The 25,944-nt window shown below is 67.1% G+C and carries 24 protein-coding genes; 11 read left to right on the top strand and 13 right to left on the bottom strand.

Going from position 1 to position 25,944, the window contains the following annotated elements; all coding sequences use genetic code 11:
* Nucleotides 1-140: 140 nt before the first annotated feature.
* From M1247_RS05755 to M1247_RS05745, 3 genes are all read left to right on the top strand, one after another.
* Complete coding sequence (locus M1247_RS05755) at nucleotides 141-890, top strand: hypothetical protein (RefSeq protein WP_317155310.1); 750 nt, start codon at nucleotides 141-143, stop codon at nucleotides 888-890.
* Between the two features lie 174 nt (nucleotides 891-1,064).
* Complete coding sequence (locus M1247_RS05750; RefSeq protein WP_317155309.1) at nucleotides 1,065-4,775, top strand: multifunctional oxoglutarate decarboxylase/oxoglutarate dehydrogenase thiamine pyrophosphate-binding subunit/dihydrolipoyllysine-residue succinyltransferase subunit; 3,711 nt, start codon at nucleotides 1,065-1,067, stop codon at nucleotides 4,773-4,775.
* A gap of 87 nt (nucleotides 4,776-4,862) precedes the next feature.
* Nucleotides 4,863-6,176 (top strand): MFS transporter, encoded by a 1,314-nt coding sequence (locus tag M1247_RS05745; RefSeq protein WP_410506815.1) that lies wholly within the window; start codon nucleotides 4,863-4,865, stop codon nucleotides 6,174-6,176.
* A 1-nt stretch (nucleotide 6,177) separates the two neighbouring features.
* Here M1247_RS05745 and map read toward each other — a convergent pair whose 3' ends face one another.
* A complete protein-coding gene (map, locus tag M1247_RS05740; protein ID WP_317155308.1) occupies nucleotides 6,178-6,939 on the bottom strand; it encodes a type I methionyl aminopeptidase in 762 nt (253 codons plus the stop codon).
* 71 nt (nucleotides 6,940-7,010) lie between these two features.
* On the opposite strand from map, the gene M1247_RS05735 reads away from it, so the two are divergent.
* Both M1247_RS05735 and M1247_RS05730 read left to right on the top strand, forming a co-directional pair.
* The gene (locus M1247_RS05735; RefSeq protein WP_317155307.1) at nucleotides 7,011-7,277 is read left to right on the top strand and encodes a helix-turn-helix domain-containing protein; all 267 of its coding nucleotides are present in this window, start codon (nucleotides 7,011-7,013) and stop codon (nucleotides 7,275-7,277) included.
* An 86-nt stretch (nucleotides 7,278-7,363) separates the two neighbouring features.
* Entirely contained in the window at nucleotides 7,364-8,188 is an 825-nt protein-coding gene (locus tag M1247_RS05730; protein WP_317155306.1) for an SDR family NAD(P)-dependent oxidoreductase, read from the top strand.
* Nucleotide 8,189: 1 nt separating this feature from the next.
* Here M1247_RS05730 and M1247_RS05725 read toward each other — a convergent pair whose 3' ends face one another.
* Nucleotides 8,190-9,023, bottom strand: coding sequence for a glycine betaine ABC transporter substrate-binding protein (locus M1247_RS05725; protein WP_317155305.1), 834 nt, complete (start codon nucleotides 9,021-9,023; stop codon nucleotides 8,190-8,192).
* Nucleotides 9,024-9,031: 8 nt separating this feature from the next.
* The gene (locus M1247_RS05720; protein ID WP_410506814.1) at nucleotides 9,032-10,207 is read right to left on the bottom strand and encodes an NAD(P)-dependent malic enzyme; all 1,176 of its coding nucleotides are present in this window, start codon (nucleotides 10,205-10,207) and stop codon (nucleotides 9,032-9,034) included.
* Nucleotides 10,208-10,353: 146 nt separating this feature from the next.
* Between M1247_RS05720 and corA the strand changes: the two genes are divergently transcribed.
* The gene (gene corA, locus M1247_RS05715) at nucleotides 10,354-11,457 is read left to right on the top strand and encodes a magnesium/cobalt transporter CorA (RefSeq protein ID WP_317155304.1); all 1,104 of its coding nucleotides are present in this window, start codon (nucleotides 10,354-10,356) and stop codon (nucleotides 11,455-11,457) included.
* A gap of 8 nt (nucleotides 11,458-11,465) precedes the next feature.
* On the opposite strand, the gene M1247_RS05710 is transcribed toward corA, so the two are convergent.
* From M1247_RS05710 to M1247_RS05685, 6 genes are all read right to left on the bottom strand, one after another.
* Complete coding sequence (locus M1247_RS05710) at nucleotides 11,466-12,071, bottom strand: suppressor of fused domain protein (RefSeq protein ID WP_317155303.1); 606 nt, start codon at nucleotides 12,069-12,071, stop codon at nucleotides 11,466-11,468.
* Complete coding sequence (locus M1247_RS05705; RefSeq protein ID WP_317155302.1) at nucleotides 12,068-13,345, bottom strand: ABC transporter ATP-binding protein; 1,278 nt, start codon at nucleotides 13,343-13,345, stop codon at nucleotides 12,068-12,070. The genes M1247_RS05710 and M1247_RS05705 overlap by 4 nt, the downstream gene beginning before the upstream one ends.
* A gap of 4 nt (nucleotides 13,346-13,349) precedes the next feature.
* Nucleotides 13,350-14,174, bottom strand: a complete 825-nt coding sequence (locus tag M1247_RS05700; RefSeq protein WP_317155613.1) for a carbohydrate ABC transporter permease — start codon at nucleotides 14,172-14,174, stop codon at nucleotides 13,350-13,352.
* Nucleotides 14,175-14,182: 8 nt separating this feature from the next.
* Nucleotides 14,183-15,097 (bottom strand): carbohydrate ABC transporter permease, encoded by a 915-nt coding sequence (locus M1247_RS05695; RefSeq protein ID WP_317155612.1) that lies wholly within the window; start codon nucleotides 15,095-15,097, stop codon nucleotides 14,183-14,185.
* Nucleotides 15,098-15,111: 14 nt separating this feature from the next.
* Complete coding sequence (locus tag M1247_RS05690) at nucleotides 15,112-16,509, bottom strand: ABC transporter substrate-binding protein (RefSeq protein WP_317155301.1); 1,398 nt, start codon at nucleotides 16,507-16,509, stop codon at nucleotides 15,112-15,114.
* A 174-nt stretch (nucleotides 16,510-16,683) separates the two neighbouring features.
* Nucleotides 16,684-17,196: a YflT domain-containing protein gene (locus M1247_RS05685; protein ID WP_317155300.1), complete on the bottom strand. Its 513-nt coding sequence runs from the start codon at nucleotides 17,194-17,196 to the stop codon at nucleotides 16,684-16,686.
* 129 nt (nucleotides 17,197-17,325) lie between these two features.
* On the opposite strand from M1247_RS05685, the gene M1247_RS05680 reads away from it, so the two are divergent.
* Entirely contained in the window at nucleotides 17,326-17,940 is a 615-nt protein-coding gene (locus M1247_RS05680) for a DUF4190 domain-containing protein (protein ID WP_317155299.1), read from the top strand.
* A 68-nt stretch (nucleotides 17,941-18,008) separates the two neighbouring features.
* On the opposite strand, the gene M1247_RS05675 is transcribed toward M1247_RS05680, so the two are convergent.
* Nucleotides 18,009-18,965 carry an HpcH/HpaI aldolase/citrate lyase family protein gene (locus M1247_RS05675; RefSeq protein WP_317155298.1) on the bottom strand — a complete coding sequence of 319 codons (957 nt, stop codon included), beginning with the start codon at nucleotides 18,963-18,965 and terminating at the stop codon, nucleotides 18,009-18,011.
* A gap of 25 nt (nucleotides 18,966-18,990) precedes the next feature.
* Here M1247_RS05675 and M1247_RS05670 point away from each other — a divergent pair, with 25 nt between their 5' ends.
* The 4 genes from M1247_RS05670 to M1247_RS05655 all read left to right on the top strand — a co-directional run bounded on the left by M1247_RS05670 (nucleotide 18,991) and on the right by M1247_RS05655 (nucleotide 23,504).
* Entirely contained in the window at nucleotides 18,991-20,277 is a 1,287-nt protein-coding gene (locus M1247_RS05670; protein ID WP_317155297.1) for a magnesium transporter MgtE N-terminal domain-containing protein, read from the top strand.
* Nucleotides 20,274-20,822, top strand: coding sequence for a DUF1003 domain-containing protein (locus M1247_RS05665; protein ID WP_317155296.1), 549 nt, complete (start codon nucleotides 20,274-20,276; stop codon nucleotides 20,820-20,822). Before M1247_RS05670 ends, M1247_RS05665 begins: the two co-directional genes overlap by 4 nt.
* A 258-nt stretch (nucleotides 20,823-21,080) precedes the next feature.
* Nucleotides 21,081-22,316 carry a lytic transglycosylase domain-containing protein gene (locus M1247_RS05660; RefSeq protein WP_317155611.1) on the top strand — a complete coding sequence of 412 codons (1,236 nt, stop codon included), beginning with the start codon at nucleotides 21,081-21,083 and terminating at the stop codon, nucleotides 22,314-22,316.
* A gap of 45 nt (nucleotides 22,317-22,361) precedes the next feature.
* A complete protein-coding gene (locus M1247_RS05655; RefSeq protein WP_317155295.1) occupies nucleotides 22,362-23,504 on the top strand; it encodes an Mrp/NBP35 family ATP-binding protein in 1,143 nt (380 codons plus the stop codon).
* A gap of 9 nt (nucleotides 23,505-23,513) precedes the next feature.
* Here M1247_RS05655 and tatB read toward each other — a convergent pair whose 3' ends face one another.
* From tatB to rseA, 3 genes are all read right to left on the bottom strand, one after another.
* Nucleotides 23,514-23,927, bottom strand: coding sequence for a Sec-independent protein translocase protein TatB (tatB, locus tag M1247_RS05650; protein WP_317155294.1), 414 nt, complete (start codon nucleotides 23,925-23,927; stop codon nucleotides 23,514-23,516).
* Between the two features lie 3 nt (nucleotides 23,928-23,930).
* Complete coding sequence (gene htrA / locus M1247_RS05645; RefSeq protein ID WP_317155293.1) at nucleotides 23,931-25,418, bottom strand: serine protease HtrA; 1,488 nt, start codon at nucleotides 25,416-25,418, stop codon at nucleotides 23,931-23,933.
* 78 nt (nucleotides 25,419-25,496) lie between these two features.
* Entirely contained in the window at nucleotides 25,497-25,895 is a 399-nt protein-coding gene (rseA, locus tag M1247_RS05640; RefSeq protein ID WP_317155292.1) for an anti-sigma E factor RseA, read from the bottom strand.
* Nucleotides 25,896-25,944: the final 49 nt, after the last annotated feature.

Below are 25,944 nucleotides of genomic sequence, written 5' to 3'. Positions count from 1 at the left end.
TTCCCGAAGTGCCCGAACAGTGACCGCGATCACGACCGGGCACCCGCAGAACGACGTCGTTCGTTCTCCAATGTTCCCCAGGCGCTAGCCTGGACAGTCAACCGATGCCGTATCGGTCCGCACGTGGGGAGGCCCCGACAGTGAGCGCTTGGTCGACCAAGAGCAAAGTGCCCGCAGTCCGCGACGGCGCAGCCGAGGATCCCAGCACCGCCGCCAAGGTGCTGTCGCAGATCATCGAACGCAGCTCACGTGTGCAGGCACCCGCGGTCAAGGCCTACGTGGAGCGGTTGCGCAACCACAATGCCGATGCCACGCCCGCGGACATCATCACCAGGCTGGAAAAGCACTATCTGGCCGCCGTGATGGCCAGCGGCGCTGCGGTCGGCTCGGCCGCCGCGTTCCCCGGTATCGGGACCCTGACCGCGCTGTCTGCGGTGGCCGGCGAGACCGTGGTGTTCCTCGAGGCCACCTCGGTGTTCGTGCTCGCGGTCGCCGAGGTCCACGGCATCCCCGCCGAGCACCGCGAACGCCGCCGCGCGCTGGTGCTGTCGGTGTTGGTCGGCGAGGACAGCAAGCGCGCGATCTCCGATCTGCTTGGGGCGGGGCGCACCAGCGGCGCCTGGCTGTCCGACGGTGCGGCGACGCTGCCGCTGCCTGCGGTCTCGCAGCTCAACTCCCGGCTGCTGAAGTACTTCGTGAAGCGCTACACGATCAAGCGGGGTGCCCTCGCGTTCGGCAAATTGTTGCCGGTGGGCATCGGCGCGGTCGTGGGCGGTGTGGGCAACCGGTTGATGGGCAAGAAGATCGTCGGGAACTCCCGCAAAGCATTCGGCACGCCGCCGCCGCGATGGCCCGCCACGCTGCACGTGCTGCCCTCTGCCCAGCCCTGAGAGCTTAACCACAGCTCCGGCAACCCCAGATGGGCGGTGCGTCCGTCGGCGCGCGGTCAAAGGCGCTAGCCTTTAGACGGCGGTTGAGCGGGGACTACCGCCTAACAGAAGACACGAGCGGCGAGCTTCCTTGCCGGGGCTTGCCGGACACAAGAATCGAGGCGAGCAGCTGCCGTGACCAGTTCACCTTCACCATTCGGACAGAACGAGTGGTTGGTCGAGGAGATGTATCGCAAATTCCGCGAGGATCCCTCGTCGGTGGATCCGAGTTGGCACGAGTTCCTGGTCGACTACTCCCCCGAACCAGCCGCCGACACCACCGCGACCAACGGCCAACCGGCGCCTGCCGCGCCGGCCCCTCCCGCACCCGAGCCCGCTCCGGCCGCGAAACCGGCCGCCAAGCCTGCCGCGAAACCGGCGCAGGCCGCGGCCCCGGCGCCCGCCAAGCCCGCCAAGCCGGCTGCGGCCAAGCAGCCGCCTGCTGACGACGATCAGACCCAGGTGCTGCGTGGCGCCGCCGCCGCCGTGGTCAAGAACATGAACTCGTCGCTGCAGGTGCCGACAGCCACCAGCGTCCGCGCGATCCCGGCCAAACTGATGATCGACAACCGCGTGGTCATCAACAACCACCTCAAGCGCACCCGCGGCGGCAAGATCAGCTTCACCCACCTGCTCGGCTACGCGATCGTGCAGGCGGTCAAGAAGTTCCCGAACATGAACCGCCATTTCGCCGAGATCGACGGCAAGCCCAACGCGGTCACCCCGGCCCACACGAACCTGGGCCTGGCGATCGACCTGCCGGGCAAGGACGGCAACCGCCAACTCGTCGTGGCCGGTATCAAGCGTTGCGAGACAATGCGTTTCGGTCAGTTCATCGCCGCCTACGAAGATATCGTGCGCCGGGCCCGCGACGGCAAGCTGACCGCCGAGGATTTCGGCGGTGTGACGATCTCGCTGACCAACCCCGGCACCATCGGCACCGTGCATTCGGTGCCGCGGCTGATGGCCGGCCAGGGCGCCATCGTCGGCGTGGGTGCGATGGAGTACCCGGCAGAATTCCAGGGCGCCAGCGAGGAGCGCATCGCCGACCTGGGTATCGGCAAGCTCATCACGCTCACCTCGACCTACGACCACCGGATCATCCAGGGTGCCGAGTCCGGCGACTTTCTGCGCACCGTGCACCAGCTGTTGTTGGACGACGAGTTCTTCGACGAGATCTTCCGTGAGCTGGGCATCCCGTACGAGCCCGTGCGCTGGCGTACCGACAACCCCGATTCCATCACGGACAAGAACGCCCGCATCATCGAGTTGATCGCGGCCTACCGCAACCGCGGTCACCTGATGGCCGACATCGACCCGCTGCGGCTGGACAGTTCGCGCTTCCGCAGCCACCCCGACCTCGACGTGCTGACCCACGGCCTGACGCTGTGGGACCTGGACCGCGAATTCAAGGTCGACGGATTCGCGGGCGCCGAGTACAAGAAACTGCGCGATGTGCTGTCGGTGCTGCGCGATGCGTACTGCCGCCACGTCGGCGTGGAGTACACCCACATCCTGGAGCCCGAGCAGCAGCGCTGGATCCAGGACCGGGTCGAGGGCAAGCACGACAAGCCGACTGTCGCCGAGCAGAAGTACATCCTGTCCAAACTCAATGCCGCCGAGGCGTTCGAGACGTTCCTGCAGACCAAATACGTGGGGCAGAAACGCTTTTCGCTGGAAGGCGCGGAGACCGTCATTCCGATGATGGACGCGGTGATCGACCAGTGCGCCGAGCACGCGCTCGACGAAGTGGTCATCGGCATGCCCCACCGCGGGCGGCTCAACGTGCTGGCCAACATCGTCGGCAAGCCGTACTCGCAGATCTTCGGTGAGTTCGAGGGCAACCTGAACCCGTCGCAGGCGCACGGCTCCGGCGATGTGAAATACCACCTCGGCGCCACCGGCACCTACATCCAGATGTTCGGCGACAACGACATTGAGGTGTCACTGACGGCCAACCCGTCACACCTGGAGGCCGTCGATCCCGTACTCGAAGGGCTGGTACGCGCCAAGCAGGACCTGCTCGACACCGGAGAAGAAGCGAGCAACAGATTCTCCGTGGTGCCGTTGATGCTGCACGGCGACGCCGCATTCGCCGGTCAGGGCGTGGTGGCCGAGACGCTGAACCTGGCGCTGCTGCACGGTTACCGCACCGGCGGCACCATCCACATCGTGGTGAACAACCAGATCGGATTCACCACGGCACCATCGGATTCCCGTTCCAGCGAGTACTGCACGGACGTGGCCAAGATGATCGGCTCACCGATCTTCCACGTCAACGGCGACGATCCCGAGGCGTGCGCCTGGGTGGCACGGCTGGCCGTCGACTTCCGCCAGGCGTTCAAGAAGGACGTCGTCATCGACATGCTGTGCTACCGCCGCCGCGGGCACAACGAGGGCGATGACCCGTCGATGACCCAGCCCTACATGTACGACGTCATCGACACCAAGCGAGGCTCGCGCAAGGCCTACACCGAAGCGTTGATCGGCCGCGGCGACATCTCGATGAAGGAAGCCGAAGACGCGCTGCGCGACTATCAGGGCCAGCTCGAGCGGGTCTTCAACGAGGTCCGCGAACTCGAGAAGCACGAGATCGAGCCCAGCGAATCGGTGGAGTCCGATCAGAAGATCCCGCAGCGCCTGTCCACCGCGGTGGACAAGTCGCTGCTGGCCCGGATCGGCGATGCCCACCTGGCCGCCCCGGAAGGCTTCACCGTGCACCCGCGCGTCAAGCCGGTGCTGGAGAAGCGCCGCGAAATGGCCTACGAGGGCAAGGTCGACTGGGCATTCGCCGAACTGCTGGCACTCGGGTCGCTGGTCGCCGAGGGCAAGCTGGTGCGGTTGAGCGGCCAGGACACCCAGCGTGGCACCTTCACCCAGCGCCACGCGGTGATCGTCGACCGCAAGACCGGCGAGGAGTTCACCCCGCTGCAGCTGTTGGCCACCAACACCGACGGCACCCCGACCGGCGGCAAGTTCCTGGTGTACAACTCGGCGCTGTCGGAGTTCGCGGCGGTTGGTTTCGAGTACGGCTACTCGGTGGGCAACCCTGACGCGATGGTGTTGTGGGAGGCCCAGTTCGGCGACTTCGTCAACGGTGCGCAGTCGATCATCGATGAGTTCATCTCCTCCGGCGAGGCCAAGTGGGGTCAGCTGTCGGACGTGGTGCTGCTGCTGCCGCACGGCCATGAGGGCCAGGGCCCGGACCACACCTCGGGGCGCATCGAGCGGTTCCTGCAGCTGTGGGCGGAGGGTTCGATGACCATCTCCGTGCCCTCGACTCCGGCGAACTACTTCCACCTGCTGCGCCGTCACGGCATGGACGGCATCCAGCGACCGTTGATCGTGTTCACCCCGAAGTCGATGCTGCGCAACAAGGCCGTGGTCAGCGATATCCGCGACTTCACCGAGCAGAAGTTCCGTTCGGTGCTGGAGGAGCCCACCTACAGCGACGGGGTCGGCGACCGCGACAAGGCACGGCGAATCCTGCTGTGCAGCGGCAAGATCTACTACGACCTGGCCGCCCGCAAGGCCAAGGAGAACCGCGACGACGTGGCGATTCTGCGGATCGAACAGCTCGCCCCGCTGCCGCGGCGCCGGCTGGCCGAGACGCTCGACCGGTATCCGAATGTGACCGAGAAGTTCTGGGTGCAGGAGGAGCCGGCCAACCAGGGCGCGTGGCCGTCGGTCGGGCTGACCCTGCCGGAGGTGCTGCCCGAGTACTTCACCGGGATCAAGCGCATCTCGCGCCGTGCGATGTCGGCGCCGTCGTCGGGTTCGTCGAAGGTGCATGCCGTCGAGCAGCAGGAGATCATCGACCTGGCCTTCGCTCCTCCGCAAGGCTGAGCGCCGGATCGCGCCGGGCGCGGCGAGCTTCGGATCATCGCGCGCACAATACTGTGCGCGACGGTCTGTGACGGTTACTCATTTGGAGTGACATTCACTCCGCTCGCCGAACCCGCGCCACCTGCGTCCACGCCCGCCTCCACGAGGACGGTGCGGACTGCGCTGCTGGCCAGCGTGCTCGGCACGACCATCGAGTGGTACGACTTCTTCCTGTACGCGACGGCCGCGAGCCTGGTCTTCAACCACGCGTTCTTCCCGGACCAAAGCTCGTTTGTCGGAACGATGTTGGCATTCGCGACGTTCGCGGTCGGCTTCGTGGTCCGGCCCATCGGCGGATTCGTGTTCGGGCACATCGGCGACCGGATCGGCCGCAAGAAGACCCTCGCGTTGACCATGCTGCTGATGGGCGGTGCCACCGCGTTGATGGGCGCGCTGCCGACCGCCGCCCAGATCGGTGTGTTCGCGCCGATCCTGTTGCTGCTGTTGCGGATCGTGCAGGGCTTCGCGCTCGGCGGCGAATGGGCCGGTGCGGTGCTGCTGGCCGTCGAGCACAGCCCCGCGCGGCGACGCGGCCTGTTCGGCAGCATCCCCCAGGTCGGCCTCGCACTGGGGTTGGCCCTGGGCACGGGCGTGTTTGTGCTGTTGCAACTGGCGCTGCCGCCCGAGGCGTTCCTCACCTACGGATGGCGCATCGCCTTCCTGTTCAGCATCGTGCTGGTGGTGTTCGGCGTGCTGGTGCGCTTCCGGGTGGCCGAGACGCCGGCGTTCGAGAAGATCCGCCGCGACGACGACCGTTCCGCGGTTCCGGTGCGGGAGATCTTCACCCCGCCGGCGCTGCGCTCCACCCTGCTCGGCCTGCTGTCCCGGTGGGGTGAGGGCACGGCGTTCAACACCTGGGGCGTCTTCACCATCTCCTACGCCACCACCACGCTGCATCTCGGCAAGGTCCCCGTGCTCACCGTGGTGACCGCCGCGGCCTTGCTGATGGCGGTGTTGTTACCCGTATCGGGGTTGCTCGCCGACCGGTTCGGCCCTCGACCGGTCTACGCAAGCGGTATCGCCGCCTACGGCCTGGTCGTGTTCCCCGCCTTCGCCCTGTTCGGCACCGGCAGCATCACGGCATACGCGGTGGGAATGGTGTTGGCGTTCGGCGTTGTTCACGCCTGGTTCTACGGTGCCCAGGGCACGTTGTACGCGTCGTTGTTTCCCACCCGCACCCGCTACACCGGGCTGTCGACGGTGTATCAGCTCTCCGGCGTCTACGCCTCGGGCCTGACTCCGCTGATCCTCACCGCGCTGATCGCCGCGGGCGGCGGCCGGCCCTGGTACGCCTGCGCCTATCTGGTGACCACGGCGGCCATCAGCGTTGTCGCGACCGTGTTGCTGAAGCCGGAGCACTGATTCAGCAAGTCAGCACCACCGGCCCGGCCTCGGTGATCGCGATGGTGTTCTCGGTGTGCGCGGTGCGGGAGCCGTCGGCGGACCGGATGGTCCAGCCGTCGCGGTCGTAGACGATGCGGTCCGTGGTGCGGGCCAGCCAGGGTTCCAGCGCGAGCGTCATACCCGGACGCAGCGGCAGCCCGCGACCGGGACGGCCACGGTTGGGCACGTGAGGGTCCTCGTGCATGGTGCGGCCCAATCCGTGCCCGCCGAACTCGAGGTTGACCGGGTACCCGTAGTCCGCGGCGACCGCGCCGATCGCCGCCGAGATGTCACCGAGACGACCGCCGGGCCGGGCGGCGGCGGTACCTGCGACCAGGGCGTCCTCGGTGGCCCGGACCAGGCGCACATCCTCGTCTGCGGGCGTACCCACGATGACGGTACGGGCCGCATCGGCGACCCACCCGTCGATGGACACCGCGAAGTCCATGCTGAGCACGTCACCGTCCCGTAGCCGGTAGTCGAACGGAAGACCGTGCAGCACAGCATCGTTGACAGACAGGCAGATCACGTTGCGGAACGGCCCCGAGCCGAACGACGGGTGGTAGTCCCAGTAGCAGGACTGCGCGCCACGGTCGGCGATCATCGCGCGGGCGTGGTGCTCCAGGTCGAGCAGATTGACGCCGACATCGGCTACTCCGCCCAGTTCGGCGAGCACCGCGGCGACGAAACCACCGGTGACACGCATACGTTCGATCTCGTCGGGCGTCTTCAGCTCGATCACGTCAACAACCTCCTTGGTATTTAAATACCGTACACCTGGCGGTATTTCAATACCGGAGCTACGGTGGTGGCGTGGTCCGTACCCCGCTCACCCCCGAACAGATCGCCGCAGGCCGCCGGCTCGGCACCACCCTGCGGGCAGCCCGCGCCGGACGCACCCTCGATGACGTCGCCGCCCAGGCGGGCATCTCACCGGAGACCCTGCGCAAGATCGAGACCGGGCGACTGCCCTCCCCCGCGTTCGGCACCGTGGTGGGGCTCAGCACGGCGCTCGGGATCGACCTGCAGCTGCTCGCCGATGTCTGGTGCGACGCGGGGGCGCCCGCAGCGGCGAGCTGACGGAGGCACTAACCGAGGGCCACGTACACGGAACCGCGGGTACCGGCTAATCTCGTTGCCAACCAACAGACACGAGGAGTGTGCGTATGGAGGGCTTCGCCGGAAAAGTCGCGGTCGTGACCGGTGCCGGATCGGGCATCGGCCAGGCGCTGGCCATCGAGCTGGGGCGTTCGGGCGCCAAGCTGGCCATCAGCGACGTCGACACCGAAGGTCTTGCCGTCACCGAAGAGCGGCTGAAGGCCATCGGCGCACCGGTGAAGGCCGACCGGCTTGACGTCACCGAACGCGAGGCGTTCCAGGTATACGCCGACGCGGTCAGAGAGCACTACGGCAAGGTCAACCAGATCTACAACAATGCGGGCATCGCGTTCACCGGTGACGTCGAGGTCAGCCAGTTCAAGGACATCGAGCGGGTCATGGACGTCGACTTCTGGGGCGTCGTGAACGGCACCAAGGCGTTCTTACCGCACCTCATCGCCTCCGGTGACGGGCACGTCGTCAACGTCTCCAGTGTCTTCGGGCTGTTCTCGGTGCCCGGCCAGGCGGCCTACAACTCGGCGAAGTTCGCGGTGCGCGGGTTCACCGAGGCGCTCCGTCAGGAAATGAAGCTGGCCAAGCATCCGGTCAAGGTCACCACCGTGCATCCCGGCGGCATCAAGACCGCCATCGCCCGCAATGCCACCGCCGCCGAGGGCCTCGACCCCAAGGAACTCGCCGCGGCTTTCGACAAGAAGCTGGCCAACACCACCCCGCAGCGGGCGGCCACGATCATTCTCGAGGCGGTGCGCAAGAACAAGGCCAGGGTGCTGGTCGGCCCGGATGCCAAGGCGCTGGACCTGATCGTGCGGATCACCGGGTCGGGATATCAGCGGCTGTTCGGCTACGTCGTCAGCCGGGCGTTGCCACGCTGATTCAGTGGCCGAGCGGGTTGGCCTGCAGGAACTCGTCGGCAACTGCACCAGGATCCGCCCCTTCGGCGACCTGACGACGCATATCGGCCAGTGAGCCGGTGTCCAGCACGCCGGCGATCTCGTTGACGGCCCTGATCTGGCTCTCCGTGAGCACATTGCGGCGATACAGCGGCACCAGATTCTCCGCGCGGATCAGCCCCGTGCGATCGGCGAGCACCACCAGCTCGGAAGGTACCGAGGGGTCAGCCGCGGTGGACCACGCCACGTTGATCGTCCCGGCCCGCAGCGCCGCGAAAAGGCTTGCATCATCCGGAAACTCGCGGGCCGCGGGCAAAGTGCACGTTCCGATCACCGTGGGCGCGGCCGCGCCGGCGACCGATCCGGGCCGCGCCTCGGCGCAGTTGTGCCGCAGCGCCGACAGATCGGATCCGTCCCATTTCGACGCCGTCGCCTCGGTCACCACCGCCGTCGGTTTGTCCTGCGCCGACATCGTGTAGTCCCCGGCCGCGACGCCTTCTGGCAGCGCCGACACCAAATCGCGGTACACCTGCTCATCGGAACGCGCCGTGGCGCCGGGACGGAACCGCTCCAGCAGTCGGCCGGTGAAACCGGGCAGCACGCTGACGTCCGCGGAGTCCAGCGCGCCGACCGACTCGTCGGTGGTGGTCACCTCGGCGGCGCTACCGTAATAGCGCAGCGCGCCGGCGTACAGGTGGCCGATCAGCGCGGACTCCGGATCCGGACCTGCACCGACCGCCAGTGGGGCCGGCCCTGAATGTCCGCCGCAGCCGGCGATCAGCAGCGCGATGAGGACCGACGCCAGGCTCAGGCGCATACGCGAAGTCAGACGTCGGACGCCGCCGCGACGGCGGCAGCCACTGCGGGGCCGACCCGCGGATCGAGCGCGCTGGGCACGATGTGGTCGATGGCCAGCTCGTCGCCGATCACCGAGAAGATGGCTTCGGCCGCGGCGACCTTCATCGCTTCGGTGATCCGGCGCGCGCCCGCATCGAGTGCGCCGCGGAACACCCCGGGGAAGGCCAGCACGTTGTTGATCTGATTGGGGAAGTCGCTGCGGCCCGTGGCGACCACGGCCGCGTACTTGCGCGCGGCGTCGGGGTGGATCTCGGGATCCGGGTTGGACAGCGCGAACACGATGCCGCGGGGGGCCATCGTCGCGATGAGCTCCTCGGGCACCAGGCCGGCGGATACCCCGAGGAAGACGTCGGCTCCGGCGAGCGCCTCGGCCACACCGCCGGTGAGACCGCGCGGATTGGTGCGGCCGGCCAACTCGGCCTTGAACGTATTGAGGTTGTCCCGCCCGGAATGCACGATGCCCTGCGAATCCAGCACCGTGATGTCGGTGATGCCCTTGGTCAGCAGGATGTTGGTGCACGCCACGCCGGCGGCCCCGGCGCCGGAGACGACCACCCGCAGCTCGTGCATATCGCGCTCGAGCACCTTGGTGGCACCGAGCAGTGCGGCGAGCACCACGATCGCGGTGCCGTGCTGATCGTCATGCATGACGGGGCAGTCCAGCGCCTCGATGACACGCCGCTCGATCTCGAAACACCGCGGGGCCGAGATGTCCTCCAGATTCACCGCACCGAACGTCGGGCGCAGCCGGATCAAGGTCTCGACGATCTCGTCAGGGTCTTTGGTGTCCAGCACGATCGGGATGGAATCGAGCCCGCCGAAGGCCTTGAACAGCGCGCTCTTGCCCTCCATGACGGGCAGCGAGGCCGCCGGGCCGATATCGCCGAGGCCGAGCACCGCGCTGCCGTCGCTGACGACCGCGACCAGGCGGTTGGCCCAGGTGTACTTGGCGGCCAGGGTGTGATCGGTCGCGATCGCGCGGCTCACCTGGGCGACCCCGGGCGTGTAGGCGATCGACAACGCACGCTGGGTGTCCAGCGGTGAATTCAGCCCGATCGAGAGTTTTCCGCCTTCGTGCGCCGCGAAGATCTCGGCGTCGTCGATGACGACTTGTGGAGTGCGCACCTCAGTACTTTCCGACACGGCGCAAGGGTACTTGACCGGTGATCCTCACATGGGTGGGTTCCCGCTTCGTGAGGATTCTTCGAATGGGTCGTGCGCGTACCATCCCAGGTACCACCGCATGCTGGGGTGCGGGCGGGGTTTCCGGCTGAGGGGAGGCCAGGCGAATGCCGTCATTTCGCGCGCTGCCGCCGTCGCTGCGCCCCTCGACCCGTTCCCGGTCAACGGCCCCGGAGGCCAAGTCCATCCACGTACCGGTGGCCAGGGCGATGGTCGACTGCGGCGTGTACTGCGACGGAAGCCGGCTGCCCGGCAAATACACCCACGCCGCGGCGCTGGCCAAGGTTCGCGAACTCCAACAAGCCAACCGAAAAGCGTTCGTCTGGATCGGTCTGCACGAACCGGACCAATTCCAGATGCAGGCGGTGGCCGACGTTTTCGGTTTACACGAACTGGCCGTCGAAGATGCGGTGCACGCCCATCAACGGCCCAAACTGGAGCGCTACGACAACACTCTTTTCCTGGTGCTCAAAACCATCAACTACGTCGAGCACGAATCGGTGGCCAACGCCCGCGAGATCGTCGAGACGGGCGAGATCATGGTCTTCGTCGGCGGGGATTTCGTGGTGACGGTCCGGCACGGAGAACACGGCGGCCTGGCCGGGGTACGTCAACGCCTCGACGCCTCACCGTCGATTCTCAAGCTCGGCCCGTTCGCGATCATGCATGCGATTTCCGACCACGTCGTCGACACCTACCTCGACGTCACCGACCTCATCGAAACCGACATCGACACGATGGAGGAGGACATCTTCTCCCCGCGCACCCAGACCAACATCGAATCCATCTACCTGCTGAAGCGGGAAGTCGTCGAAATGCGCCGGGCAGTCGCTCCGTTGACGCTTGCGCTGCAGCGGTTGCTCACCGACCACAACGACCTGATCTCGATCGAGGTCCGCCGCTACATGCGCGACGTGCACGACCACAACGTCCTGGCCTCCGACCGGATCAGCAGCTACGACGACATGCTCAGTTCACTGGTGCAGGCCGCGCTCGGCAAAGTCGCCATGCAGCAGAACGTGGACATGCGCAAGATCTCGGCGTGGGTGGCCATCGCCGCCGTGCCGACCGCAATGGCGGGCATCTACGGCATGAACTTCGACAACATGCCCGAATTGCACTGGGCCTGGGGCTATCCGGCAGTCCTGCTGGTGATGGCCACGGTGTGTCTCCTGCTGGGCCGTGCGTTCCGGCGCAACAACTGGCTGTAACCGGGCCCTCAGCTCGGAGACGCCGCCCGCCTGGCCGGATCGAGAATGTCGACACCGTCGGCCCGCCACGCCTCCCGCATCGCGTCGGCCCCCTTGAGCCGCACCCACGCCGCCTCGGTCGCGGTGATGGGCGTCGCCGACAGCACGGCCACCGGGGTCAGCGGCTCGGGCAGCGCCACCTCGCCGATATCGCTGCCACCCAACAGGAATGCGGTGAACGGCGCCGAACCGAACACCGGTGTCTCCAGGTCCACCAGGGCGCCCGGCTCCAGGACCAGCCCCTCGACCGCAGGCGCGGCGGCCAGCACCGCGAGTGACCGGGCCAGCCCGCTCGGCGTCGGACCGCGCAGGGACATCATCACCTCCGCCCGCGGACCGTGGATCGGATCGGTGACGAGTTCGGTGGGAGAAAACATCGGATGGCGCGAACAACCCAGCGTCACATAGTGATGGACACCGTCAAAGCCGGTGCGCGGGTCCGGCCCGAAGCGCAGCACGTCGATGCGTTCGGTGCCCAGAAACGTGACACTGGCACTGACGGGCTCGGCGCTGATCCCCGCCTCGGCGAAGTATCCGTCCAGCCGGGCCCGCACTGCCGCAGGCACGTCGATCACTGTGGTGTCGGCTCGTCCGATTCCACGGCCGCCTCGTCGACCTCAGTCTCCGGTTCGGCCCGCTGCGCCTCCGGTGTCTCCTGCGTCGCCTCGGTTGCCGGTGCGCGGGTCAGGTTCAGTCCGGTGTCGGCGTCGAAGATCACCAGCTTGGTGGTGTCGAACGCCAACTCCACCTGCCGGCCCGCCGTCACCTTCGATTCGGCGGAAACCCTTGCCACGAACTCGTTTACGCCCCCACCCGAATCGGCCGTCAGCTCGGCCAGTTGCGCCGATTCGGCGCCAGCGCCCTCGGTGGTGAAATGCACGTACTTGTCGGCGCCAAGCGATTCGACGATGTCCGCCCGAACCTCGAAGGTCAGCGCCCGGATACGCGCATAGCCGTCGAGCAGCGAGGCATCCTCGAGGTGCTCCGGGCGAATACCGACGATGATGTTGTCGGGCGTGGGATGTTCGGCCAGCAGGTCATGCACGCCCTGGGTCAAGGTGACGTCGCCGAATGGCAGGCGCACCCCGACATCGGTGAACGTCGCCGGGAAGAAATTCATCGCGGGCGACCCGATGAACCCGGCCACGAACAGGTTGGCGGGGTCGTTGTACAACTCCTCGGGAGTACCGATCTGCTGGACGGCACCGGCCAGCAGCACCACCACCCGGTCCCCCAGCGTCATCGCTTCGGTCTGGTCGTGGGTGACGTAGACCGTGGTGGTGCCCAGGCGATTCTGCAGCCGCGAGATCTCGGCGCGCATCTGCACCCGGAGCTTGGCGTCGAGGTTGGACAGCGGCTCATCCATCAGAAATGCCTTGGGGTCACGCACAATCGCCCGCCCCATCGCGACGCGCTGGCGCTGACCACCGGACAGCTGACCCGGCTTACGGTCGAGCAACTCGGTGAGATCGAGGGTCTTCGCAGTCTCGGTCACCTTGGCCGCGATCTCGTCCTTCTTGACCTTGGCCAACGTCAGCGGGAAGGCAATGTTCTGCCGCACGGTCATATGCGGGTACAGCGCGTACGACTGGAACACCATCGCGATGTCACGGTCCTTGGGCGCCTTCTCGTTGACCCGCTCGCCGCCGATCCGCAACTCACCCGAGGTGATGTCCTCAAGTCCGGCAATCATGTTCAGCGTGGTGGACTTACCGCATCCCGATGGGCCCACCAGGATGATGAACTCGCCGTCGGCGATGGTCATGGAGAATTCCTTGACGGCCTCCCTGACACCGCCTGCGCCGTCGGGGTAACTCTTGGTCACCCGGTCCAACACAATTTCGGCCATCCAACTACCCCTTTACCGCACCGGACGTCAGCCCAGCGACGATCCGCCGCTGGAAAATGAGAACAAAGATGATGATCGGGATCGTGATGACCATCGCGCCCGCCGCGATCGAGCCGGTCGGCTCTTCGAATTGCGAACTACCGGTGAAGTTCGCAATCGCCACCGGCGCGGTGATCGCCCGCTGCGTCGCGGTCAGCGACAGCGCCAACAGCAGGTCGTTCCACGCGAAGATGAACACCAGGATGGCCGCGGTGACGATGCCCGGTGCGGCCAACGGAGCGATGACCTTGCGGAACGCCTGGCCGGCCGTGGCCCCGTCCATCTTCGCGGCCTTCTCCAGATCCCAGGGGATCTCCCGGAAGAACGCCGACAACGTGTAGATCGCCAGCGGCAGCGCGAAAGTGATGTACGGAATGATCAGCCCTGGCCAGGTATCGAACAGCCCGAGTCGGCGTTCGATGTTGAAAAGCGGTGTCACCAGTGAAATCTGCGGGAACATGGCGATCAGCAGTGCCACCCCGACCAGCAGACGCTTACCCGGGAAGGTCAGCCTGGCCACGGCGTAGGCCGCCATGCCGCCGATGGTGACCGCGATGACCGTGGTGATCAAACCGATGCCGATCGAGTTGACCAGCGCCGAACTGAAGATGTTGCCGGTGAAGATGCCCTTGTAGTTCTCGAAGGTGATCTCCGCCGGGATCAGCTTGCCGTCCTTGACACTTGACGTCGGCTTCAACGACAGCGACAGAATCCACAGCACCGGGATCAACGCATACAGAACCACGAGGATGTTGATCAGGCCCCAGCCCGTCGCGCGCCGCGCACCCACCCGCTCGCTCACCGGTGTCCCTCCACGTCCGCGCCAGGTGCTGACGCACCGAAGATCTTGATGAAGATGAACGCGATGATCGCGACCGATAAGAAGATCAACACGCTGATCGCCGAACCCAATCCGAGATTGAACGCCTTGAACAGGTTGTCATAGCCCAGGATCGACACCGAGCCGGTGTTGTTCGCGCCGCCGGTCAGTACATAGATGTTGTCGAAGATCCGGAACGCGTCCAGCGTCCGGAACAGCAGGGCAACCAGGATCGCCGGTTTGATCAGCGGCAGAATCACTTTGATCAGCCGGTGCCACGCGCCCGCGCCGTCGACCTGGGCGGCGTTGAGCAGATCCTGCGGCACCAGCGCCAGTCCGGCCAGCAACAGCAGCGCCATGAACGGCGTCGTCTTCCAGACCTCGGCAAGGACCACGATCGCCAGTGAGGGCAACTGTTCGGTCAGCGGAGCGCTGCCGTCGGGCAACAGATTGGCCAGATATCCGGTGCCCGGCGTCCAGGCGTAGTACCAGCTGTAGGAGGCTGCCACGGTCACGATGCCGTACGGGATCAACACCGCCGTGCGCACCACGCCCTTGCCGAAGATCGTGCGGTGCATGACCAGCGCGAGCGCCATGCCGAGCACGAACTCGATGGCCACCGAGACGACCGTGATACCCAGCGTCACCACGAAAGCCGTCCACCAGTACCGGTCGGTGAGGATGGTCTGGTAATTGGCGAACCAGACGAACGCGGTGTCGTCGGGGGCCGCCAGGTTGTAGCGCTGCAGGCTCAGCCACACCGCGTACCCGATCGGATAGGCGGTGACCGCGAGCATCAGGACCACCGCGGGGGCGATCAGCGCGAACGCCAGCCTGCGTTCGGATTTCCGGTCGTCGGTTCCGGTGGCAGTGCTCGTCGGCTCCTCGCGCAAGCGCTCGTCGGCCGTCACGGGATCAGCCCCTTACCGTCGATGGCCTTCTGGACCTGCTCGGTCAACTCGTCGGCCATCCGTTCGGGATCGATCTCGGTGATCGGCGCCAGCGTCGCCGAGATCCGCGTCGACACCGCCTGGTACACCGGGGTCGCAGGCCGCACCGCGGCATTGGTGAGCTGCTCGCGAATGATCGCATACTGCGGGTACTTGGCCTGGAATTCAGGATCGTCGTACAGCGAGGCGCGCACCGCGGGCAAGCCGCCCTCCACGGAGGTGTAGCGCTGGTTGTCGACGTTGCGCAGGCACCGGATGGCTTCGAACGCTTCGGCCTTGTGCTGGCTGGTGGCCGCGACCGCGAGATTCAGCCCGCCCAACGTCACCTTCGCTGGTTCGCCCTCGACGACGCCGGGAAAGTTGGCGAAACCGAAGACTTCTTTGCTGGCGTCGTACGCGGCCCGGAACTGTTCGTCGGTGGGTGAGAAGGTGCCGAGGTCGTTGATCGCGTCGGCGAGATCGGCGCGTTCGTTGAGCGGCAGGAAGCTCACCCCGCCCTTGACGGCGTTCTCCAGCAGCGAGGGCAGCACGAACGGCCAGTTCACCTCTAGGGCGGCTTTGCCCTGTTCGAGCGCCAACCGCGCGGTCGCCTCATCGGTCTGGGTCACCGACGGATCGGCACCGGGCGCGGTGGCGACGGATTTGATGATCTGCAGCGCCTTGACGGTGGCGGCTCGATGTTCGGGGGTGTCGGTCAGCGTGACGGACTTGCCGTCGTCAGAGAGGACCTGCCCGCCCGCGCTGGCCAGCAGCGTGTTGAACCACACCACCAGGCCCTCGTACTGCTTGGCCTGCACGGCGATCCAGCTGGGCTCACCGGCGGCATGCAGACGCGTCGCCTCGGACACCATCGCATCCCAGGTACTCGGTGGCTCGTCCATCAAATCTGCTCGATACCACAACAATTGGGTGTTGGTGGTGATCGGCGAGGCGTACAGCTGGCCCTGCCAACGTGCGGTCTCCAACGGCCCAGGCAGGGTGTTCTCCACAGCGTCCGATTCGGCCAGACCGGCCGGGTCGTCGGACAGCGGCAGCGCCCAGCCTGCCTCGGCGAACTCGGCGGTCCACACCACGTCGAGCGCCATCACGTCGAGGGTCTTGTCGTTACCCGTGAGCCGGCGGGCGAGCTGCAGCCGTTGATCGTCAGCGCCTTTGGGCAAACTGATCTGCTTGATGGTGAACCGGCCGCCGAGTTCCTCGTTACATCGTTTGGCGACAGCGGTGAACGTCGCCATCTCATTAGCCGGCGTGTAGTAGTTGATGACCAGCCCACTGGTCTCCGAACCGCAAGCCGACACCACCGAGGCTGTCGTCAGTGCGGCCACTGCCGCAGCACATAGCCGCCGAGCGCGCACCGCTCTGCCTCCCGTCCGCGTCGAACGTCGCCGCCGGAGCAGCTCCGGCGGGAACCTCCCGCGCGCAAACCGTAGAGCCAGATACGCGTGATGTGCAACACTTTGGGCACGCGCGCGTCACAATCGTGACCTGCGGCTGTTTGCCAACAGGCCCGAAACGCGGCCAGGAGAAGGTCAGATCTTCAAGCGCGCCAGCAGATCCCGGCCCTGTTCGGCGCTCTGCGGATCACATAGCACGTCATAGCGGCCGGCGACCAGTTGCATGGTCGAACTGAAATCTCTTGTGCCGCGTGCCATCGCGTACGGGATCGCCGAGGTGATCAGACCGAAGAACACGCCAGCGATCAGACCGGTCAGCAACGCGCTCCACGGATTGGGGCTGAAAAAGCCCAGAATCAGGCCGATGAACAGGCCCAGCCAGGCACCGGTGAGCACACCGCCACCAAGCACCTTGGGCCAGCTCAACCGTCCCGTGACCCTCTCGACCTGCATCAGATCCACGCCGACGAGAGTCACCTGCTGCACCGGGAACTGTTGATCCGACAGATAGTCGACCGCACGCTGGGCCTCGGCATAGGTGGGATAGGAGCCGATCGGCCAACCCCGCGGCGGGGTGGGCAGCGCGCCACGTGTCGGCGCTGCGGGCGTGGCGCCCGGTGCCTGACCGGGCTGGAATGGGCTCGTCATCGAACTTCACTCTCCTCTGTGCACCGCATATTCGCGGCTACTGTCATAACACCAACGTCCGGCCACCGGTTTTGGTGCCGCGCCCTGTCGTGACCTCCTGTTTCCGGTGCGTGCGCTAGGTTGATCAGCATGACAAATCCGGACGGGAACGCGGGCGAAACGCCACCATCCGGGCCCGGCGCCGGGCCGTCGGAACCGTCGTGGAGCGGCTACGAAGCACCTCCGATCGAGCAATCCCAGGATCAACCGCCTGCGGCCGAAGCGCAACCGCCATACCCGTCGTACGCCCCTTACCCGTCGTTTCCGCCGCCGAACTATCCGTCGGACTATCCCCCACCGCCACCGGGATACCCGGTGCCCTATCCCACCGGACCACAGGCCTACGACCCGTCGACACCGCTGCAGTACCCGGCCGCGCCGGGGTATCCGCCGCAGGCGTACCCGCCGCCGCCCGGTTATCCGGCGCCCGGATACCCGCCGGGTTACCCGGGCCAGCCCGCCGCCAACAACGGCATGGCGATCGGTTCACTGGTCGCGTCGGCCGCAGGCATTCCGTTCTTCTTTTTCTGTTTCACCGGAATCGTGCCTGCACTCGTCGGCATCGCGCTCGGCATCGTCGCGCTCAACCAGATCGGCAACACCGGGCAGGCGGGCCGCGGCCTGGCGATCGCGGGCATCGCCCTCGGTGCGGTGGTCAGCCTGATCACCGTCGTCTTCTTCCTCGCGTTCATCGCGTCGGTCTAGCGCCAAGGCCAACCGACCGGGCGTGGATCCGATTGTCCCGCTGGTCTATCCGGCTGCCGGTTGCCCCGCTACCGCGGCGGACGGAACGGCTCCGCCAATCGCGCCATCCCGGCGGCGCGGCCTTTCCCGGCGATCACCAGCGCCATCTTGCGGCTGGCCTCGTCGATCATCTCGTCGCCGAGCATCACCGCGCCACGAGCGCCACCGGCCCTCGAGGTGTGCCAGTCGTAGGCGTCCAGAATGAGTTCGGCATGGTCGTAATCGGCTTGGCGGGGGCTGAAGATCTCATTGCCCGCCGTGATCTGGTCCGGATGCAACACCCATTTGCCGTCATAACCCAGCGCCGCCGACCGGCCGGCCACCCGGCGGAATGCGTCGGTGTCCCGCACCTTCAGATAGGGCCCGTCGATCGCGTTGATGCCGTGCGTACGCGCCGCGATCAGAATCCGCATCAGCACGTGGTGGTGGGCGTCCCCGACGTCGTAACCCTCGGGCTGTTCCCCGACCACCAGGGTGCGCATGTTCAGGCTTGCCATCATGTCGGCGGGACCCAGCACCAGGGCCTGCACGCGCGGGCAGGCGGCGATGGCGTCGACATTGCTGAGGCCCTGGGCATTTTCGATCTGGGCCTCGATGCCGATCCGGCCGACGGGCAGTCCGTGCGTGGTCTCCAACTGGCTCAGCAGCAGATCCAGCGCATGAATGTGCGAGACGTCCGTCACCTTCGGCAGCACGATCACCTCGACCGCGGCTCCCGCGGTGGACACCACCTCGATCACGTCGGCATAGGTCCACGGCGTGGTCCAGTCGTTGACCCGCACCCCGCGCAGCTGACCCGACCATCCGTCCTCTGCCAGCGCGACAGCCACCTGGGTGCGTGCCTGTTCCTTGGCGTCCGGGGCAACCGCATCCTCGAGGTCGAGGAACACCTCGTCTGCGGCCAGGTTTTTGGCCTTCTGGATCATTTTGACACTGCTCCCCGGAACCGAGAGACACGTTCTACGGGGTCGATACGCGTTGTCCACGAAGATAGTCTCTACCCTTTGAACCATGGCGGCGGTGAACAGGGTCTATGCAGCCCGTCTTGCGGGGATGGTGGTGCTAGGTCCGGACGGGGAGTCCATCGGTCGCGTCCGTGATGTGGTGATCAGCATCAGTATCGTCCGCCAACAACCGCGGGTACTGGGCCTTGTCGTCGAATTGCTCACCCGGCGAAGGATTTTCGTACCGATCCTGCGGGTGACGGCAATCGAACCCGGCTCGGTGACGCTGGCTACCGGCAGTGTGTCGTTGCGCCGGTTCGCCCAACGCCCCGGAGAGGTGCTGGCCCTGGGCCAGGTGCTGGAAACCCGCGTCCGCGTCGACGATACGGACCTGCCCCAGCTCGCCGGAATCGACGTCGTGGTGGTCGATCTGGGTATCGAACAGACCCGGACCAGGGACTGGATGGTCACCCGTGTTGCGGTACGCCCGCAGCGACGGCTGGGTAGGCGCAGCAACATCTATGCCGTCGACTGGCAGAACGTGCACGGCCTCACGCCGTCGGGGCTGGCGATGCCCGATCAGGGCGTGGCCTCACTGCTGGACCAGTTCGAGGGGCAACGCGCCGTCGAGGTGGCCGAGGCACTGCGCGAGCTGCCTGCCAAACGTCGCTACGAACTGTTCCGCGCGCTCGACGACGAGCGGCTTGCCGATGTGCTCCAGGAACTGCCCGAGGACGAGCAGGCCGAGGTGCTGCAGCAGCTCAACACCGAACGCGCCGCGGACGTGCTCGAGGCCATGGATCCCGATGATGCGGCCGACCTGCTCGGCACGCTGACACCGGCCGAAGCCGAGGTGCTGCTGGGGCGGATGGATCCCGAAGACTCCGAGGACGTGCGCCGGCTGCTGTCCCACTCGCCCGACACCGCGGGCGGTCTGATGACGTCGGAGCCCGTGGTGCTGGCGCCCGACACGACTGTCGCCGAGGCGCTGGCCCGCGTCCGCGACCCCGACCTCACCCCCGCACTGGCGTCGATGGCGTTTGTCGCACGGGCGCCCACCGCCACCCCGACCGGGCATTACCTGGGCTGCGTGCACTTGCAGCGGCTGCTGCGTGAACCACCGGCGACGCTGGTCAGCGGCATCGTCGACAGCGACCTGCCCTCCCTGAGCCCCGCGGACTCACTGGCGGCGGTGACGCGCTATTTCGCCGCCTACAACCTGGTGTGCGGTCCGGTGGTCGACGAGGAGAGCCACCTGCTGGGCGCGGTGTCGGTCGACGACGTGCTCGACCATCTGTTGCCGGAGGACTGGCGGGAACACGACGAGCCTGAGCTGCCGGTGGCGGGCTCATGAGCGATTTGTCGGCACGTCAGCGGCTCGACACCCCCCGCTCGACGCGTGGCCTCGGGCTGCACTTCGACGTTGAGGCGGTGGGCGCGTTCAGCGAGCGCATCGCACGGTTCCTCGGTACCGGGCGCTACCTGGCCATCCAGACGTTCGTGGTGATCGTCTGGATCGCCCTGAACATCGGCGTCTTCGCCTTCCAGTGGGACCCGTACCCGTTCATCCTGCTCAACCTGGCCTTTTCCACCCAGGCCGCGTACGCCGCGCCCCTGATCCTGCTGGCGCAGAACCGCCAGGAGAACCGGGACCGGGTGTCGCTCGAAGAGGATCGGCGCCGGGCCGAGCAGACCAAGGCCGATACCGAGTATCTCGCCCGCGAGCTCGCAGCGCTGCGCCTGGCCGTGGGCGAGGTAGCCACCCGCGACTATCTGCGCCGCGAGCTGGAGGAGATCCGCGACATGATCAGCGGATTGCAGCAACCCGTGACAGACGGCGATGAGGACGGCCCCGGCAGCCCCGACCCGGTCGAGCGTCGCCCGAAACGCGGTGGTTGAAGCTCCAGTCGACCATTGTCGAAACAGGAGAACACCGACTAGGTATGGTGACTTGGTTCACAGCACGCTATTTAGTAGGCCACACAAGTAGGTAAGGACGGTCAGGTGCGCATAGGGGGAGGGGCGGCTTTCCTGGCCGCTCGACGCCGGGTGGGGCCGCTGACGGGCGCCTCCCCTGTCGGCACTCCCGACTTCCGCGGTTTCCTGCCGGAGCCGCACGTCCGCCGAACGCTGTCCCCTGGCTTGTCCGCTCCGCCACTGCGCGCCGTGTTCGGGGTGGCGGTGCTCTCCCCCGTCATCCTCGCCGGGGCAGTCGGGGCCTCTCCCCCGTCGCCGCACATCGGTGCCACCGACACCGCAGTGACGCCCCTGGCCGCCGTCGAACCCGCACCCGACCGGACCGGTCCTGCCGTGGTCGCAGCCGCCAAGCCACCGTCGAAGTTTCACATCGCCGCGATGACAGCATCTGCTCCCCCGCCGGCGGTCGTGGTGAACTCCCCTGGCGCCCTGGGTATTCCAGGCATGGCGCTGAATGCCTACCGCAACGCCGAACGAATGATGGCTGCGGCGTATCCGGGCTGCGGGGTGAGCTGGAATCTGCTGGCAGGCATCGGCCGCATCGAATCCATGCACGCCAACGGCGGTGCCACCGATGCCCGCGGCACGCCGGTCCGCCCGATCTACGGGCCTGCGCTGGACGGCACGCTTCCCGGCAACGAGGTCATCGTGCAGAGCGCGCAGGTCGGCCGGGTCACCTATGCCCGGGCCATGGGGCCGATGCAGTTTCTGCCCGGCACCTGGGCGCGGTACGCCTCCGACGGGGACGGCGACGGCCGGGCCGACGTGCAGAACCTCTACGACTCGACGCTGGCCGCCGCCCGCTACCTGTGCAGCGGTGGGCTCAACCTGCGCGATCAGTCCCAGGTCATGGCCGCCATCCTGCGTTACAACAACTCCGTGGCCTACGCCCGCAATGTGCTCGGCTGGGCGGCCGCGTACGCCACCGGCGTCGTTCCGGTCGATCTGCCGCCGATCACCGGGTCGATACCCCCGATCGGTGACGCCCACCTGGACCAGCCCGAAGGGCTCGGACCCGGTCTGCCCGTCAATGCCACCGGTCTGCCCGTCGGTGACCCGCTCGCGTTGATTCCGGTGCTGGGCAGCAACGAGGCCTCCCAACTGGTTGCCACGAACGTTCCCGGCTTCGCGCCCGGGCAGGTGCTGGGACCGCTGCCCGGCCCGGCACAGGCCGCGCCGCCACCCCCGCCTGCGGCGCCGCCACCGTGGCGCCCGCCATGGGAGCAACCGCGCCAGCCTGAATGCGTGGTGTTCTGTCTGAGCGATCAGACACCGCCACCTCCTGCCGCGCCGCCGCCCGCGCCATGGCCTGGCCTCGCCCCGCCACCCGCGCCCATGCCGGTCGCGCCGGGCCTTCCGCCCGCGCCCGGCCCGGCACCCGGTCCGGCCCCCGGCCCCGCGCCCGGTCCGGCCTGAGGGCTCATCGATCCGACTCTCGGTCGCGCCGTAGACTCGGTGGTGATGTCCGAATCTGCCTCCGAGCTGCAATCTGCGGTGCGTTCCGCGCTGGCCAAGGTGATCGATCCCGAACTACGTCGGCCGATCACCGAGCTCGGCATGGTTAAGAGCGTCACGATCGAGCCTGACCACGGTGTCCACGTCGAGATCTACCTGACCACCGCGGCCTGCCCCAAGAAGACCGAGATCGCCGATATGGTCACCTCGGCCGTCGCGGACGTCCCCGGCACCGGCGCGGTCAAGGTCGGCCTCGACGTGATGAACGACGAACAACGCACCGAGCTGCGCAAGCAGTTACGCGGCGATTCGCGGGAGCCGGTGATCCCGTTCGCCCAGCCCAACTCCCTGACCCGGGTGTATGCGGTGGCCTCCGGCAAGGGCGGGGTCGGCAAATCCAGTGTCACGGTCAACCTCGCCGCGGCGATGGCCGCCCGCGGCTTGGCGGTAGGGGTGCTCGACGCCGACATCTACGGACATTCGGTACCGCGCATGATGGGCACCACCGAGCGGCCCACCCAGGTCGACTCGATGATCCTGCCGCCGATCGCTCATGACGTGAAGGTCATCTCGATCGCGATGTTCACCCAGGGCAACACCCCGGTGGTGTGGCGCGGCCCGATGTTGCACCGGGCGCTACAGCAGTTCCTGGCCGACGTGTACTGGGGCGACCTGGATGTGCTGCTGCTGGATCTACCGCCGGGTACCGGTGACGTCGCGATCTCGGTGGCGCAGCTGATCCCGAGCGCGGAGATCCTGGTGGTGACGACGCCTCAGCTGGCCGCGGCCGAAGTGGCCGAACGGGCGGGCGCGATCGCGCTGCAGACCCGGCAACGCATCGCGGGCGTGGTCGAGAACATGTCCGGGCTGTTGCTGCCCGACGGCTCGACCATGCAGCTGTTCGGTGAAGGCGGCGGGGCGCAGGTGGCGGAATCCCTGACCCGTTCGGTCGGCGGCGACGTGCCGCTACTGGGTCAGATCCCGCTGGAACCTGCGCTGGTGGCGGCCGGTGACGCCGGGGTCCCGCTGGTGTTGTCTGCCCCCGATTCGCCCGCCGGCAAGGAGCTGCGCAAGGTCGCCGATGCCCTCTCGGCACGCAAACGCGGGCTGGCCGGCATGTCCCTGGGTCTGGATCCCGCGGGCCGCTGACCGCCGCTGCTAGGTGGCGTCAGGGTCGAACACCGTGCCTGCCGGCTTGTTGTCGGCAGCTTTCTCCGGGGTCTCCGGGGTGGACGCGTCCGGTTCGACAGGTGTCGGACCGCCCGGTGTCTGCGGCTTGTCGAATGCGCCGGTCAGGAACGAGTCATCGCCGTCGAGCAGATGCTTGGTGATCGCGGCCCGCGGTGTCATGCCACGCAGCTTCTGCAGCTCCGACAGCGGCTGGCGCAGGTCCTCGAACTCGGGACCGAAGTCGTCACGCAGCTGGCTGGTGGCACCGCTGACGTAGTCACGGGCCTGACGCAGCGCGCTCGAGGTCCAGCGGATGGCGCCGGGCAGGCGCTCCGGCCCGAGGATCACCAGGCCGGCGACCACCAGGACCAGCATCTCGCCCCAACCGATATTGGCGAACATGGCCTACGTGCTGTCTTTGCCGTCGGGGGTCACGGTGAGCGTCACCGGGCGGCCGTCGCGGACCACTTCGATGGGTGCAGGCTCGCCGATCTTGAGCTGACGTATCGCGACCGCGAACTCGTCGGCGTCGGCGACCGTGCGGTCACCGACCTTGACCACGACGTCGTTCTCCAGAATTCCGGCCCGCTCCGCGGGGCTGCCTGCCATCACGTTCGCCACCTGAGCGCCGGAAGCCAGATCGTTGCTCACCGACTTGGCGGTGAGCCCCAGCGTCGGGTGGGCGATCTTGCCGTTCTGGATCAAGGTCTCGACAGTCTGCTTGACCTCGTTGACCGGAATCGCGAAGCCCAGCCCACTTGCGCTGTCCGACAAGGACTTTCCGGCGGTATTGATGCCGATGACCTCGGAGCTCATGTTGATCAGCGGGCCACCGGAGTTGCCGTGGTTGATCGACGCGTCGGTCTGCACACCGTCGATCACGGTGTCGGTGTCCGACCCGTCGCCCGACAGCGGCACCGGCCGGTGCAGCGCGCTGATGATGCCGTGCGTGACGGTGCTGCGCAGGCCCAGCGGAGCACCCGCGGCGATCACTTCCTCACCGACCCGGATTTTCTCCGAGTCGCCCATCCGCGCCACGGTCAGGTTGTCGACGTTGTCGACCTTGAGCACCGCCAGGTCGGTCTTGGGATCGCGGCCGACGAGATTCGCCGGCGCTTCCTTGCCGTCGTTGAACACCACGGTGATCTGGTAGTCGGCAGGCTTACCCGCCGCATCGGAGATCACGTGATTGTTGGTCACGATGTAGCCGCGTCCGTCGATGACAACGCCGGATCCCTGGGATCCCTCGGTCTTGCTCTTCGCTTCGATCGTGACCACCGAATCGGCGACCGCAGCGGCGACCTTGGCGAACCGGCCGGCTTCCGGTTCCGGTTCGTCACCGGTCTCCAGCGTCACCTTCGAGGTGGTGAAGGCCTGTACGGTCCCTGCGGTCTTCTGGCCGACCCAGCCGCCGACGAACGCGACCAACATGGCACTCAGAAACAGCACGGTCAGCGCGACCCAGGACACCCGGCCGCCGAACAGCACCTCGCGCAGACTCAACTTGCCTGCGGGTTCGGTCACGACCGTCGGGGCCGACGGCTGCCGGGCCGGCGTGCCGAGTGCCACGCCCGCAGCGGGGTCACGCCAAGGATCGTCGAACCCGTCGCTGGAGTCCCGCTCGGCCTCAAGAGCACCCGCGTCAGTGGGGTGGCGCTGCAACGAATCGCCGCCCGTGCCGGGCCTGCCGAACGCCTCGGCGAGCACCGGATCCGGTGGCTGGTCCTTCGGCGCGAACTCGCCCTGGTCCTGGAACTTGTCGGCGTCCGCGAACGATCCGTCGACACCTGTCGGCCTGCCGAACGTGCGTTGCGACGCGGGATCGACGGGTGGCCGCTCAACGCCGCGCGGCGCCAGGCGGCCGCTATCGCCGGACTGGTCCTGATTGGTCACCGATGTATCACTCTCTATCGGAGCGCCCGACCTGGCGTAATCGGCCGGCGCGGGTCACTGTTCGCCTCGTGGTCCACCCTACCGGCGCTTACGCCGCGATCGCGTCGGGTCATCAGCAAACTGCGGCTGCTCCGGCGCTTCCGGCGGCGGTTGTGGAATGTGGTGCGGGATCTCGGACAACATGCCCAACAACGCGTTCGGAATCGCAATCGGGCACGAGTCCCGCAAGGCAGTGCGCGCCTGGCTCTGTGCGTCCACCTCAGCGGCGCAGTCCGGGCACAACGACAGGTGATGGGCGGCACGCAGATGTGCGGTCATCCGCAGCTCACCGTCGACGAATGCCGCGATGGCCTCGATCGAAAGGTGCTCGGTGGATCCGAATTGGCGCGGCGCGCCCACCGGCGCATCACTCTGAGAGGCGAACTGCGCAGGCAGCCAGGAGAAAGCGCGACGGAACACGTGTCCCGGGTCGACCATCACCCAGCTCCTCTCAGTGCGTTCATGCTCTTCAGTGAATGTAGCGCGG

It is taken from the genome of Mycobacterium appelbergii (assembly GCF_032883035.1).
GTDB classification, from domain to species: Bacteria; Actinomycetota; Actinomycetes; order Mycobacteriales; family Mycobacteriaceae; genus Mycobacterium; species Mycobacterium appelbergii.
The sequence above is the reverse complement of the archived record's forward strand: the minus strand, read 5'-3'. Positions and strand labels throughout refer to the sequence as shown.